The organism is Ewingella sp. C233, assembly GCF_055407225.1.
Genome location: NZ_JBUZRI010000001.1, coordinates 264,626 through 278,536 on the forward strand (window position 1 = coordinate 264,626; position 13,911 = coordinate 278,536).

Annotated in this window: 17 protein-coding genes; all 17 read left to right on the forward strand. The window is 51.6% G+C overall.

What is annotated here, in order from left to right; genetic code table 11:
• Positions 1 to 56 precede the first annotated feature (56 nt).
• The 17 genes from ACZRKO_RS01285 to ACZRKO_RS01365 all read left to right on the forward strand — a co-directional run bounded on the left by ACZRKO_RS01285 (position 57) and on the right by ACZRKO_RS01365 (position 13,708).
• Positions 57 to 938, forward strand: coding sequence for a hypothetical protein (locus ACZRKO_RS01285; protein ID WP_463735469.1), 882 nt, complete (start codon positions 57 to 59; stop codon positions 936 to 938).
• On the forward strand, positions 938 to 1,822 hold the full coding sequence (locus ACZRKO_RS01290) for a hypothetical protein (protein ID WP_463735470.1): 885 nt from the start codon (positions 938 to 940) through the stop codon (positions 1,820 to 1,822). Before ACZRKO_RS01285 ends, ACZRKO_RS01290 begins: the two co-directional genes overlap by 1 nt.
• A 17-nt stretch (positions 1,823 to 1,839) precedes the next feature.
• Positions 1,840 to 2,244, forward strand: coding sequence for a hypothetical protein (locus ACZRKO_RS01295; protein WP_463735471.1), 405 nt, complete (start codon positions 1,840 to 1,842; stop codon positions 2,242 to 2,244).
• Positions 2,241 to 2,747, forward strand: a complete 507-nt coding sequence (locus ACZRKO_RS01300; protein WP_463735472.1) for a hypothetical protein — start codon at positions 2,241 to 2,243, stop codon at positions 2,745 to 2,747. The genes ACZRKO_RS01295 and ACZRKO_RS01300 overlap by 4 nt, the downstream gene beginning before the upstream one ends.
• Positions 2,744 to 4,147, forward strand: a complete 1,404-nt coding sequence (locus tag ACZRKO_RS01305; RefSeq protein WP_463735473.1) for a hypothetical protein — start codon at positions 2,744 to 2,746, stop codon at positions 4,145 to 4,147. Before ACZRKO_RS01300 ends, ACZRKO_RS01305 begins: the two co-directional genes overlap by 4 nt.
• Positions 4,148 to 6,031, forward strand: a complete 1,884-nt coding sequence (locus ACZRKO_RS01310) for a hypothetical protein (RefSeq protein WP_463735474.1) — start codon at positions 4,148 to 4,150, stop codon at positions 6,029 to 6,031. It abuts the gene before it with no gap.
• Positions 6,032 to 6,178: 147 nt separating this feature from the next.
• Positions 6,179 to 7,129: an SU10 major capsid protein gene (locus ACZRKO_RS01315; RefSeq protein WP_463735475.1), complete on the forward strand. Its 951-nt coding sequence runs from the start codon at positions 6,179 to 6,181 to the stop codon at positions 7,127 to 7,129.
• Between the two features lie 8 nt (positions 7,130 to 7,137).
• Positions 7,138 to 7,416 (forward strand): putative Ig domain-containing protein, encoded by a 279-nt coding sequence (locus ACZRKO_RS01320; protein ID WP_463735476.1) that lies wholly within the window; start codon positions 7,138 to 7,140, stop codon positions 7,414 to 7,416.
• A 63-nt stretch (positions 7,417 to 7,479) separates the two neighbouring features.
• Complete coding sequence (locus ACZRKO_RS01325; protein ID WP_463735477.1) at positions 7,480 to 8,079, forward strand: phage adaptor protein; 600 nt, start codon at positions 7,480 to 7,482, stop codon at positions 8,077 to 8,079.
• Positions 8,066 to 8,326, forward strand: coding sequence for a hypothetical protein (locus tag ACZRKO_RS01330; protein WP_463735478.1), 261 nt, complete (start codon positions 8,066 to 8,068; stop codon positions 8,324 to 8,326). The genes ACZRKO_RS01325 and ACZRKO_RS01330 overlap by 14 nt, the downstream gene beginning before the upstream one ends.
• Positions 8,326 to 9,132 (forward strand): hypothetical protein, encoded by an 807-nt coding sequence (locus tag ACZRKO_RS01335; RefSeq protein WP_463735479.1) that lies wholly within the window; start codon positions 8,326 to 8,328, stop codon positions 9,130 to 9,132. The genes ACZRKO_RS01330 and ACZRKO_RS01335 overlap by 1 nt, the downstream gene beginning before the upstream one ends.
• Complete coding sequence (locus tag ACZRKO_RS01340; protein WP_463735480.1) at positions 9,129 to 10,901, forward strand: hypothetical protein; 1,773 nt, start codon at positions 9,129 to 9,131, stop codon at positions 10,899 to 10,901. Before ACZRKO_RS01335 ends, ACZRKO_RS01340 begins: the two co-directional genes overlap by 4 nt.
• Complete coding sequence (locus tag ACZRKO_RS01345) at positions 10,898 to 11,284, forward strand: hypothetical protein (protein WP_463735481.1); 387 nt, start codon at positions 10,898 to 10,900, stop codon at positions 11,282 to 11,284. The genes ACZRKO_RS01340 and ACZRKO_RS01345 overlap by 4 nt, the downstream gene beginning before the upstream one ends.
• 328 nt (positions 11,285 to 11,612) lie before the next feature.
• On the forward strand, positions 11,613 to 11,825 hold the full coding sequence (locus ACZRKO_RS01350; protein WP_463735482.1) for a hypothetical protein: 213 nt from the start codon (positions 11,613 to 11,615) through the stop codon (positions 11,823 to 11,825).
• A 187-nt stretch (positions 11,826 to 12,012) separates the two neighbouring features.
• Entirely contained in the window at positions 12,013 to 12,567 is a 555-nt protein-coding gene (locus ACZRKO_RS01355) for a recombinase family protein (protein ID WP_463735483.1), read from the forward strand.
• 180 nt (positions 12,568 to 12,747) lie between these two features.
• A complete protein-coding gene (locus tag ACZRKO_RS01360) occupies positions 12,748 to 13,332 on the forward strand; it encodes a hypothetical protein (protein ID WP_463735484.1) in 585 nt (194 codons plus the stop codon).
• A gap of 91 nt (positions 13,333 to 13,423) precedes the next feature.
• A complete protein-coding gene (locus tag ACZRKO_RS01365) occupies positions 13,424 to 13,708 on the forward strand; it encodes a Ref family recombination enhancement nuclease (RefSeq protein ID WP_463735485.1) in 285 nt (94 codons plus the stop codon).
• Positions 13,709 to 13,911: the final 203 nt, after the last annotated feature.

Here is a 13,911-nt window from a genome sequence, read left to right on the forward strand (position 1 = left end):
AAACTAAAAAGGGGTGATAAATTTCATCCTTTAACAATTTAACAGGATAATTACCAATGTCAGCAGAAGCCGCCACCGTGGAAGTAAACGGAGTAAACAACGATGCCCCAATGGACATTACGAAATCACTTTTTGGACATGAACCAGAAGCGAAAAACGACGAAAGCACAGAAGCGAGCGCAGGAGCTGGCGCTGGTTTCCCAGAGGACGAAGCTGACGCCAGCGCCGGAGACGGCACCGAGATTCAGGGAGATTCTGACGGCAGCGAAACAGACGGCGAAATCTGGACGCTAGGCGATGTCGATTACACCACCGACGACGTAACAGAAGCCCTGCAACATCGCGAAGTGTTCACCCGTTTTAATGAGTCATTCGCGCCGCTGGTGGCTAATATCCGCAGCTATGGCGAAACCGCCCAGCAACTTGAGATTCTGGCGACCACTGAAACCAGTAAGGTGATCGCAGAGCTTGAGGCCGCGCTCAAATCTGGACGCCTCCCCGCCACTGACTACCAGAGCACCCACCAACAGTTAATTCAAGCTAAGCAGCGTCTCAACGTCCTGAACACTGCCGCAGCGCAGGAAAAGCAGCAGCGCGAACAGGCGCTTAAACAGGCGCAGATTCAGAACGTACGCAACACTGCGACCAATCTCTACCGATCCGGCTGGTCTAAAGCAGAGCTGACAGAGGTTGATAACTTTGTGTCCGGCCTGTTTAAACCCGATCAAATCATGGACGCAATCAGCCCAGAATTCATGGCGCTGGCGCGTGATGCTATGGCGCACCGCAAAGCACAGGCAGAAGCTGAAACCAAGTTACGGGCAGCAGGCAAAAAAGCCGTGCGCGTCCAGAACAAAAAGCCTGTCGCCCGCGTAGAGAAGAAAACCGACGTAGGGACAGACGACTGGATCACTAAAAACATCTGGGGCGCTAAATAATGGGCGTAATTTCCAACGTTGTCGGCGGCTCCGGCAGCAGTTCCAGCAGTTCCAGCAACTCACAAGCGAGCTGGCTTTCTGACATTTTAGAGCCGATTGTCACGGACTTTATCAACAGCAACCCGACGATTGACTACACAGATTCAACCGTTGCGGGCATGACTCCGGCAGAACAGGCGGCATTAGACCGTTACGCCTCTGGCGGCACTATTAACACAGGCACCAACATTGCACAGGGCGGCGCGTCACTGGTTCAGCAGTCAATTGCGAGCCTTGAGAATCTACTCAACGGCGGCGCAAAGTCTCAATTCATGGGCGGCGTGTCCGGCCTGTATAACTCCGCTGATGATTTCATCGCTGGGCAGGACGCAGCCATTCAGGACAGCGTTTATTCCCAGATGGGCGCAGAGTTCGGGCAGTCCGCACAATCAAACATGGCGTCTACATCCGTAGCTGGCAGCAGTGCAGCACAGAACGCAACTAACAGCATTCTGGCCTCTGGCGCTAACAGCATGACCCAGCAAATGAGCAAAGTATCACAGCAGGTTCTAAACGAGGCTGTGAACCTGACAGGCGGCGCTATGTCTGGCGAAATCGGACTTATTTCTGAGATGATGGGAACCGGTGAAAGCATCTTTAACACCGGCACGAAAATGGCGGGCAAAGGCAGCGCGAACCAGTTTAAATCTGGGTTGTTTGAACAGTGGTACAACCAAGAAACAGCAAACAACAACCGCAAAAACGACATGATCAACAACAACATGAACTGGCTCAACATGGCGGCAATGCTTGACGTGGTTCTACCTACGGCGGGCATTGATACCACTTCCAGCAGTTCCAGCAGCAGTGACAGCGATTCTGGGATTATGGGGGGCTTGTTCTAATGGGTATCTGGGATAGCTTGAGTTCTTTGGCATCTGAGGGCGTCGATTCTGTAGAAAGCATGTTAGGCATGGGCGACACGCCGCAGCAGGCCGGACAAATCGCCTCAACCGTTCCACTAACACCGGCACAGGGTGGCGCTGGAATGACAGCCACCAATAACGGACCGGCGGGGCTATCGGCAAATAGCGCTATGGATGATGCGGAATCGTGGATAGGAGACGCATTAAAGCCAATGATGCCAGCCATTATGGGCGCGGCGCTCCGCCCACACACCGCAAGCCATGCCGCTGGCGCTGCGACTCCGGCGCACGCTATCAACGCCAACACATCCGGCGAAATGGCACCGTTTAACGAAGTCATCAAGATGGCGGACGATAACCCGTTAAGCAGCATTCACCAGTGGAGCAACCTTTTCGGATGAAAAAGACAACGCAGGACTTTAACGCAATGCTGGCGGGCTATGACAAGCTTGCTGCAACCCTTATGCCTGACGCTCCGGCAAGCGCCCCAATTGACGACCCTGTGAAATTGGAATGGGCAAAGCAGGAAGGGTTTAAACCGCAGTATGACCCCAACGCTGACGCCGTGACATGGGTTCAGGCACCGAAAGCCCCCTACCAGCAACCGGAACTGATGCGCTTACAGGGTTCAATGTCTCCCGAGCAGTTGGGGCACAGCTTCCCAATGTTCGCTTTCAAACAACAGCATCTTGACGGCGTGTTACAGGAAATCATTTCCGCTGCATTGGATGGAAAGATTACCCACCAACGCGCAAACGAGCTGGCCTATCAACTGGCGCAGGATTCATATGACGAAGCCGTGAAGCAGACCGGCAAACAGGGAACCGGCGCGGCAGCAAATAGCGCTGACCAGTCCCAGACCATGAGCAAAGCATTAAAAGGCCAAAAGGTAGCGGGTAAATGACAACATCACTACAGCAACAGCAGCAGATTCAACAGGCCAAAACCGCCGCCGAATCTATCCAGCAAACCCCTGTCACCATGAATCAAGGGAGTGTTGTCCCTACGGTTTACCAACGCAACTACGTGCAGGAGCAAATGAGCGCCCCTACGGTTAAGCCGCCGTCACAGGGTGAAATCCATAAGGAAATGTGGACAGGCTCTTTTATGGTGGCGGTTATGGCTGGCCTTGCCACGGGTAACGCCGGTTCTGCGATTGTGGCGGGTATGTGGGGAGCCATTGCCATTCACGACCACGGCAACGCATTACGCCAGCGTGCGAAGTACGTTAACAAGCTACAGGCGGACGGGTACACGTTCCCCGCTATTCTGGATTGGTACAAAACCGGCAATAACAAGACGCTGGAATCAGAAGCAAAACAGATGCAGCAGGCGAAACAATTCGATGAACGGGAATCGCAACAGTCTGACCAGTTCAACCGCAAATTTGACCAGCAGGACACGCAATTTCGTGAGCGCATGGCGGAGCAGGAAGCCCAGCAAGGCCGCATGTTTGACTTGCAAAACCGCCGAATGGGAGCAGCCCAGAGCAACGCAGACCGGCTCTATAATCTGCAATTGGCAAAATATGCGGTTGATATGGGTAAGGGTGCCGCCGCTGGCGCTGCAATGCCTGACGGGGTACACGCTCAAAACGCCGCTTTCGTGAAGGAAGGGAAAGCCCCGACTATGCCGCCAGAGATTGCCGCCATGCCCCCGCAGTTACAGGCCGCAGCCATGAACGCATACGCCGGAGCGCTTCACACGCAAGGGTTGAAAGACATTGCCACGCAGTTAAGCAACGCCAAAAACCTGAGAATGGGGCTTTCATCACCAAATCAGCTTTTCGGGAAGGTTGAGGACTATTACAAAAAAGGCTTAACCGCCCCTCACAATCAGGCTGGTGATTTTCAGGCTAATCAATCCGTGCTGGGCATTGAGTCCCCCGCAGCGTCACCAAGAGCTAATCAGGTTGCAGCAACTGAGGAACACATGAGCGACGGTATGTTTGGCTGGGCTAATGACGCATTGCACCGCTACACCGGAAACGGGCAAAGCGACGCAGCGCGGGCACAGACTAACGCCACGCTTAAAAACTCATTCATTCAGCAGGCCAGCGGGCTGGCGAACGAAGCCGCCAACGCTGTGAAATCTGGCGGGTATGACCTGAACAACCCAGAAATTCTGGCCGGTGTCGTGTCCGGTCTGGGTGGTCACATTTCTGGCGACGACTTGAAAAAGCTGGAATCCGGCGACATGACCCCGCAGCAATGGGCGGAGCAGGAAGCGGACAAATACGGCTTACCGGTAGCCTTTGGCGACATGCCTACAGGCAAAGAAAAACCGACGCAGGGGGATTACTAAATGACGCATTCAGTAAAACTGCCTAACGGCTTTATCATGAACAACGTCCCAGACGACGCCACACAACAACAGATTGCATCCCGTGCCGTTGAGAAGGGTTACGCCACGGCGGACGATTTCGCCAGCTTCCCAGAAATCTATGCTCAACTGGCACCGGCAAAAATCACCCCAGCAGAAAAAGCGCTGGGAGTGACGCCAGAAATGGCGGCGGCATTGCAGGCATACGCGAACAACCCGACAACCAAGGCCATTAACAACGCAGAAAGTGACATTATGAGCATTGCGAGCTGGGCGGCATTACCTGAGCTTAAATTAGGGCGGGTGGCACAGTTAAGCGCAGAGGCATTAATCAACACAGGCGCAACCGTGGCGGACGATGCACTGGAAACTAAGCGTGAGGGCGGCGACGGCATCACAAACCCCACCACGGACGTTTTAGAGGGCGTTTTGTCCGTTCCCGCAGGTCACGCCATAGGGAAAGCGGCGGAGAAGATAGCCGCGCCGCTTTTAGAGCGTTTTAGTCCGCGTGTAGCCGCCTATGCCAAAGGGCTATTTTCTGACGCACCTATTCCTAAGCCAGACGCCCCGATAATTATGGACATGCCGCCCGCAGGAGGTGCGGCTGGAAAGGTTACAGAAATCCCAGCGGAAGAAATGCAGGATATTATTCCGAGAGGTGACGCTGGCCAGGCACCGCAGGCAGGACAAAATCCCGTGACGGGAGAAATAAGCAAAGGGATAAATAAGGCGGCAGGAGAAAGCGCGTTAGGGAATCAGGCCGAAGGTGTTATGAAGTCACAGGAGCAGTGGCGTAATGATTTCCAAGAGCTGGCAATACGCCGGTTATCTGCCACCGAGGCAAAATCATATTTTCTGAGCCAGTTACAAAAGCAGGCTAACGGCAGCTTGGGTGCAGAGTTTGGCACTGCGCTGGATTTTTACAGGGATTTCACCAGCGGTTACGCTTCCGGCGCTACCCCGCACCCAGCCGTAAGTGAAAGCTACTGGCACCTTGCGGACGTTCCCTATTATGAGGCGATGATGCGCAGGGATAGTCCTGAAATTGACAAGATGATTCAGGATTACGAAATGGGCGCGAAGGTAAACACAAACCACGCAATAGACGCCCTAAAGGGCTACGAAATGAAAATGCACGAAAGGGTTAAAGACTTTGTTGACGGCTCCCCAAAAGCGCACCTAATCCACATCATTAAAATGTCAAAAGAGACACCTGAGCTGGCGCAATGGCTGGACGTGGGGGGGATAGCAAACCCCGATAACGTGGAGAAAATCACTAAATCCATGTACGACGCGCACGCGCAGGGCGTCAGGGATGCCATGAAAAACAAGGCCGAAAACGTTCTGGGAAATGTGAAACAGGAGTACACGACGACAGCGCAGGAACTGGACAGAACACCAACGGATAAACCTAACGTTATCACAGCGCTAAAGCACAAAAAGGCAACATTGCAACACATGCAATCTGACCTTGAACACTTCATAGAAACCGGTGAGTTTAAGAAGCGCGGGAACGGCAGCACGTCGCACGGGCTGGACGCCAACGCAGAGGCAATCTATGAGGCTATGGGGCTGACCCATGACGGAGCAAAACGCGGGCTTGATGTTCTGAACCAGTTCCGCGAAATACGCAGCGTAGCCAGCGCATTACCGGAGGTCAGGAAAGACACTTATTTAGATAAGCTACTGGACAATACCGCCGCTCACATGGCTGGCGCGTTTGTGGTTGGCGGAGCACCGGCAGCAATCGCCGCCCCTGTCATTAAAACCGCCGCGAAAAAAGCCGTGAATGGCGCACGGACACTGAAACGCCGCCGCAGGAATAAGGCGCTTGTAGATGAATTGGTGAAAAAGTCACACGAATAATATTTTAACAATAAATGCTTTTGTGGTAGTTAATGCCGCATATGAGATTTACATCAGCGCTAAATGGTGTGGATACTAAAAAAGGCAGCACAAAAGAAATGACATAATTTGGCGCATGGATGACCGCGCAAATGAGAAACACTAGCAATGCCAAGCACCCCGTTAAACTCGTATGAATTAGTAGGCGTAAAGGAAGATGTAGCAGACTGGATTTCTAACCTTGAGCCATACGATTTTCCTTTCAGTGCAATAATCGGTAAAGCAAAAGCCACTCAGCCTAAATTCGAATGGCAGACCGACAGCGACGAACAGCCAGACCCAGATAATGCACAGATGGAAGGTGTGGATTATTCAGCTCTGGACGACTCAACCACCGCAACCGTGCCAATGACCGGTTACACGCAGATTTTCGCCAAAGTGATCAAAGTCACTGGCTCCGCTGATGCACAGGCAAACTGGGGGCGCGGCACCGAATCCAATTACCAAGTGCAGAAAAAAGGCCGTGCCCTAAAAGCCGACATAGAAGCCGCGTTTTTGTCTAACGGTGCAACGGTTGCCGAGGTTAAAGGCACATCCCCGCGTAAGCTGGGCGGCTATCAGTCCATGATTTCCAGCACTGACGGCGGCATCACAGTAGAGGGCGACCCACTGACCGACGCAATTACCCTGATTACGTCAGCGTCAGACACCCCAACAGAACAGGACATTCTAGATTGCATGGCTGCAATCTGGAAAACGGGCGGCAAACCAGCCGTGCTGATGGTTAACGACACCATGAAAGATGTTATTTCTGGCATGCAGTCGAGCGAAAACCGCGTTCGCATGTTCGAAAACACCGAAAAAATAACTCTGGAAGTGAACACGATCACCGACCCATTAGGCCAGACCGTGAAGGTTATTTATAACCGCCAGATGCCGGACAACACCGCATATATTTTCAACCCAGAAGACTGGCAAGAAATGGTATTCCGTGCCCCTTCTAACGAGCCGCTTTCTAAAACCGGCGACTTTAAGAAAACGGCACTGATTGCAGAGCTGGGGTTACGTCACCGCAACCCGTGGGCGTCAGGTGCTGTGCTCCCAAAGCCAGCAGCGTAATCAGCACCGTGACCCTGACGGCACCGGCAACTATGCCGCAAGTGGGCGTAGCCTACAGCCAGTCAGTGACAGCGGTTCTGGTTGCGCCTGACGATGGAACCTATACCAAAACGTGGAGCCTCTCAGGGGCTGGCGCGGCAGGGCTGGCAATCGACCAGACAGGCAAGCTAACCGGCACCCCAACAGCCGCAGGCGTGGTAACTGTTACCCTGTCAGTTAAAGACAGCTACGGCACTACCAGAAGCGGGAACACCGCCGCCACGATTAACACAGCCGCCGCAGCTTAAACCACCAGAAGCAAACAGAGGTTAGCCAACTGGCTGGCCTTTTTTGTATCGGAGTATCCAGAAATGGCAACAACCTACAAAGACCTTATAGCCAACATAAAAAGCTATTCAGGCCGCACAGACAGCGGAACGATTAACGCTATCCCGCAGTTTATCGCCGCCGCTCAAACCGATCTCGATAAGGAATTACGCATTGCCGCAATGTTCAAAATCCTGAATTTCCCAGCTTTGAGCCACACAGTTGGCCCCATCGCCGCGCTGCAAATTGAAACCGTGATAGTGGGCGATTTTGAAGGAACGTTGACCACAATCGCCGACATATACAAAAGCCGTAAAGGCTTATCTCCCGGCGCACCTAGCGACCTCACTGCATTCTCAATTAATGGCAACGTTATAGAGCTGGTGGCCCCGCAACCGGTACGCCTGTATGTCTATGAGAAGCCGGTTAGGCTGTCCGATACCGTACAGACGAACGCCTATGCAGCAGGCGCGGAAAACGCCTTGCTGTGGCTCTCGCTGAAATATCTAGGTGTGTTCACCAAAGACGACGCGGCGCAATCATGGTCACAGATGGCCGCGCAGGAAATCCAGACCCTTAACGAATCACACGAAGCCTACAAAATGGCGGGAACCGTGGGAGTGCAGGCCCGTGAATACTTCTGAAGAAAAGAAAAATAGCAGCTTAATCAAATTCATCGGATTTGGTGGCATCGTTGTACTAATGGGGTTTGCTGTGCAGTTGGGGCGGTACGAAGACCAGATAGAGGGCGCAGTGGTGCAGGGGAAGGCAACGCGGGAAGAAGTGAAAGAAATCCACGCGCTGACCATTGCAGTTATCGATGATACGCACGTACAGAAATACCGCGTCAATATGATTGAAAAACGGCTTGATAACGAGAGGATTAAATAATGCCTATTGAATCCGGAACCTACATTAGTGATTTGCAGCCAGATTGGCCGACAGGTCAGGACCCAGAAAGCGCAGGCGATGACCACTTACGACTATTAAAGCAGACTATCAAAAACACATTCCCGAACATCAACGGGGCAATAACGGCCACACAAACCAGCATTAATAATGTTGCTAACGGCATAAATTTCACTGAGCCGACAGCCGATATCAATTTCCGCCAGTTTTGGTTTCACGACCCTATTGACGGAGTGACTCCGGCAGTGCTGTCAAACTTGGCAGCACCAATGCAAGGGGACCATGCTGTAAATCTCGCATACGTAAACAATACGTTTATTGATTTCATGTATCCGATAGGCGCGGTTTATATGAATACTAACGGTGTATTCCCCTCCTTTTTGGCAAACCTAGGCCATACGTGGGTGCCGATAACGGGAACAATATATGGAGCTGGCACAGTTACCGACAGGTGGGGAAATCAATACAGCATCCCCGCAGGAAATATCGTCGGTGACCTCTTTATCCATGAAGAGAGCATGGCACCGCAACAACACACCCTGGCAATGGATGCGGTAGGCGATCATTACCACCTAATGGGCGTCACAGGTGAAAATGGTCGATATGGTAATGACACCCTACCAGAGGATTATGGTTTTTCCGGATCATCAGGCGCTAGCCAGTCACTTATGCCACACACATCAAGTTCAGGCGGTCACACACCATCGGGTTCTGTGGCATTCGGTACGCAAACAACTGCATTTATGTCACCTGGCCGCGCCGTTTATGTCTGGGAGCGTACCGCATGACAAAGCAGACCATTCAGCAGCTGGGCGCAACCGGATTAATGATTGATGGTGACGACAGTCAGAAGCCCTCTAATGCCTTTACTGACTCTCTTAATGTACGTTTCAATGGGCGCGAGGTTGCGCCCTACTATGGCAACCAACAGCAGCCATATTACACAGGCGGTGCAACAGACGCAGAGTGGCAAAACCGCGTTTTCTTCCTCATGACGCAAGTCCAGTTTGATGGATTCAGCGACGGCTCTACACTTATTTTCGGCTGTGGTATCACGAAAAACCCACCAGATGGCACAACGGACCCGCGCCGTATATTTCAGACTAACCTCAACAGCGGAACCGTCACAGAGATGGTGACGCCAGCAGGCTGGACGCCTGACAATACGCAACCGTGGACCTACTACAAAGAAAGTATTAACAATTGCCCCATCTTCGGACAAACCGATATGGCCCCGACTGGTAAACAATACGATTGGACGGGGTTCGACGCCCTCCCGTCATGGGGCTATCAAACAACGGGCATTGACAGCACCACCGACCCCGCCAACCCTACGAGTATCGTTTCACATCGGCGTTGGACGGCCAGAAAGATAGTCAGTTTCGACAACCGCCTATTAGCGCTAAACACGACAGAAGAGAGCGCAGGCGGTCAAGACGTCCCATACCCGTCCCGCGTCCGCTGGTCTGGCTTCGCGCAGGAAAACGCCTTACCGATAAACTGGGATGACCAGGCCGGGAACGGCACTCCGGAGGACTTCGCAGCGGCTGTAATTGACGGCTATGCGGGCTGGCAGGACTTGAGCAGTAACACGCAAGTGATTGACGCAGTTGCCAACGGAAACACGCTCTACGTGTACACGGAGCGCGAAACCTACAGCATGTCTCCCAGTGGTAACGACGAAAAGCCATTCATCACCAACCTGGTATATTCCGATCTCGGAGTGCTCGATATTTATTGCGCCGTCAATGCTCACAGTTATAACTATGTGTTTACCGGTTCAGACGTGGCCCGCCACGATGCCGTGAGCTGGGTGTCTATTGCCGACGACAAAGTACGGGACTACATCGCGCAGCTGGTGGAGCAACATCAGTTAGGGCAAGTTCGGCTTATCAACTATCCCGACCTGTCAGAAATCTGGCTCATGGTATACGGCACAGATACCGAGGCTGACGACTTCGCAAAAACCACGGCTTACGCCTACAACTACAACCGCCAGACGTGGCAAAAGAAAAGCCTACCCTACATCTATGATGCTGAATTCCTACGGATGCCTCCGGACTCAGTGCAAATTAAGTGGGACGACAACCCGAAGGCATGGGACAACGAGACGAACACATGGAACACCCAGGCTGACAAAGTGGCACAGGGTACGCTTTGCGGCTCTTGTGCAGCGGGTGGCGTGTATTACCTAAATGTTTCAGAGGTGGAATGGCGCAACGTATACAGTAACGGGGTTTACACCATGACCCAGCAACCCATTCAGCGTTACATGGAGCGCAGAGGCTTAACGTTCGGAGAAGAGGATGCCCGCGCCTTTGTGTCTGAGTGCTACATACAAGGCAAGGGACAATCACAGGTAACAATCACAGTGGGTTCAGCGGATCACATCGACGCTGGTTATCAGTGGGAGAGCCAGACAATAGACCTACAGACCACGCGCCGCCCAACATTCAGACAGGAGGGCGGCGTTATCGCCTACCGGTTTGAAATCAACGGCACGGGCGACCTTCCCAGCGCCCTGACATTCACCTATAAACAGACGGGGTTAAAATGAGAAGCTCATCTAATTCAGCATTACCAACAACATCAAGCCAGTTAACCGGCTCACCGCCAGCAATCTACCAGGCCCCAAAAGTTAACATGGGCGACCTGCAAACCCTTCACCGTGTCGTAAGCAGTGAGTTAACAAAGGTAGCCCGCGCACAGTCTTACATTTTGTCACTGTGGCAAAAGGTAGCTCCCCCAACGGTAACGCGGGAGGAGTACGCCGCACTACTGGCCAGAGTAACGGCGTTGGAAGAAAAGCAGGAGTTAACCAATAATCTCGCGCACAACAATGCGTTTGTTACGTCACAGCAGAACGACGCAATAGGGCTCTTGACGAAAAAGGTTCAAGAACTGGATGGGCACGAACCCGGCACGCCCTATTTTTTATAGCGTTCGGGGTTACGGTGAGAATAGTATTCACACCATCCTGATGTGTAGGCATACATAGGGTCTAAATGGTTGGGTGAATCAGGGCTGCGTCCGTTTATTTATAGTTTTGCAGACGGGCACGTCACAATGTCGGCACTGAACGCCACCGACCCGAACGGCTACGAGCTGACAACCGTTCACGACGTTGCACTACTTGAGGACAGAATCAGAACGCTAGAAATCCGGCTGGCGCAAATTGAGGGCCTTTTGGTCACGTAGCACTAATTAGCAAAAACCGCTGGATCGTTGCGGGTATTGTGCCGCGCATTAATTGTACGGAGCGCGAAGCATGAAAACTTTTTTAAAGATAGTGGTTTTATTAGGGCTTTTTGTTGCTGGCTGGGTATCGGGACGGACTCACGAAAGAAGCGAGATTGATTACGACGATTGCCGCGCTGCATCCATTGATTACTCAAATTCAATAAGAAGCACCGGAACACCAGAGGAGCGACAAAGGCAGGCAGAAACTTTTGAGATTTACAAAAAGGTTTGCTACCGGTAAGCAACAACACAAACGAGTTATTAGCACAACCCGCTACGGCGGGTTTTTTTACGCTCATAGAGTGCCTAATGGGTACACTCTACCGGCACCCATCACAAAGGCGCTAAAAGAGTGTCATTTAGAGAGATAAATGGACTAATATGACACCGTGTCACAATAACCCGCTTTTGGCATTAAGAGAGGCTATATGATTTTTGGTTATGCCCGCGTTTCGTCTAAAGACCAAAATTTAGACAGGCAATTAGAGGCACTCGCTGGAACCCAGATTGATGAGGTGTTTCAGGAGAAGATTTCCGGCAAGGACAATAACAGGCCGGAACTAAACCGGATGTTGGCAAAACTGCGAGAGGGTGACGTGGTTGTGGTCAAGTCGATGGATAGGCTTGCGCGTTCGTTCAAAGGCTTTATGGATATTTGGTCAGAGATTGAGAAAACCGGCGCAACGCTCAAAGTTCTGGACATGGGCTTAATTCTCGACCGCTCCCCCATGACTCAATTTCTGGTCACGGTCATGGCGGCAGTTTCCGAGCTTGAGCGCGGCATGATTCGGCAGAGGCAAAAAGAAGGTATTGCGCTGGCAAAAGACAAAGGCGCTTACACCGGCAGAAAGCCGAATACTGAAAAGCATGAACAGGTTGTGAAGTTGCGCAATGCTGGCATGACCGTTGACGAAATAGTCAAAACGCTGGGAGCCAGTCGCAGCACGGTGTTCCGCGTGTTACGAGAAACAAAAGAGAGTTAATCCGGCGTAATAAATGATCAAATAAAGATCAAAAACAGGGGCTTAAATGCCCCTTTTTTATTGCCAAAATAGTATCATTTGAATGATGGTGTCATAATAGCACGAAAGTGCAAAAAATAAGGAGCTGTTGCCAGTATCTTACGCACATCGAAACGGTGTCATTTAAATCGTGGTGTCATAATGAACAACGCACAACAACAAATCATCATTCAGTTAATTGCGCAGTTTAAAAAAGAAGTGGTTGCCCGCCCGCGCATCACTCTGGCGCAAATCCGTGAACGCCTGACCGAATGGCGCGACCATGCAATTAAATTTCATGGCATCACTGAATTTCAGGCCGCTATGTATCTGGTTATCGACCCGTCAATCTGGGACATGAAACGCAAGGCAGCGGTAGATAATGCCCTGTCTGAAATGCTGAACCTCTGCGCACACACCGAAACCGAGGAAGCGCAGCGGGAAGCGGTAACAAAGGCGGCAATTAACACGGCTGACGCTTTGACCGACACCCCGAAAGACATTTATCTGGCGCTGGCGGTACTCATGACCCCACCCGCCCCCGCAGAGCCAACAGAGACGCAGAAAGCGGCGGACTACGTGAACACTTTCCGTTATGCGGCTTCCAGTGCGCAACTGGCACGCTTTCAGAATAAAGTTAAAAAAGCATTAAAGGAGAAATTAGCCAGTGCATTAACGGCACTGGTTGACGGTGAATTAATTTGCCGTGAATGGTGCGAATCTAATAATGACTTATTAGAAGGTTAGGCAACTTTTCAATGTTAAAGGTTTATATGCTGGCGGTATCAAGTGCCGCCCTTGGTTTTATTTTCGGGTTAATGGCTACAGGTATTCATTAATGAAAAAAGCAGAACAAGCGCACGTTGATAAAGTTGCGGCTCTGGGTTGTATTGCCTGTTATGTGATGTCGGGAATATTAGGCACACCGGCAGAGATTCACCATGTGAGGCACGGGCAGGGATACGCGCAGCGGGCAAGCTGGTTCAAGGTGTTACCGCTTTGCCCTGACCACCACCGCAACGGAGAGCGCGGGAAAATAGCTATACACAAGGCGCGGCACACGTTTGAGGCCGAATATGGAACAGAAACGGAGTTACTAACGCTTACGAATTGTCTCATTTAGAAAGCATTTCCGGCACCCCACCCAAAGTTCAACACAAGGTAAATGGGGAACCCTCAAAAACAAGAGGGCTATTCCGGTGAGAGATAAAAACGCAACATTCAAAAACATTATTAAAGGTCTTAGTGATTCTGAATTATTTGAATTACGAGCTTTCGCTTATTCGTGGGCGGAAGGTAATAAATTAACTATTTCCGCAATCAAAG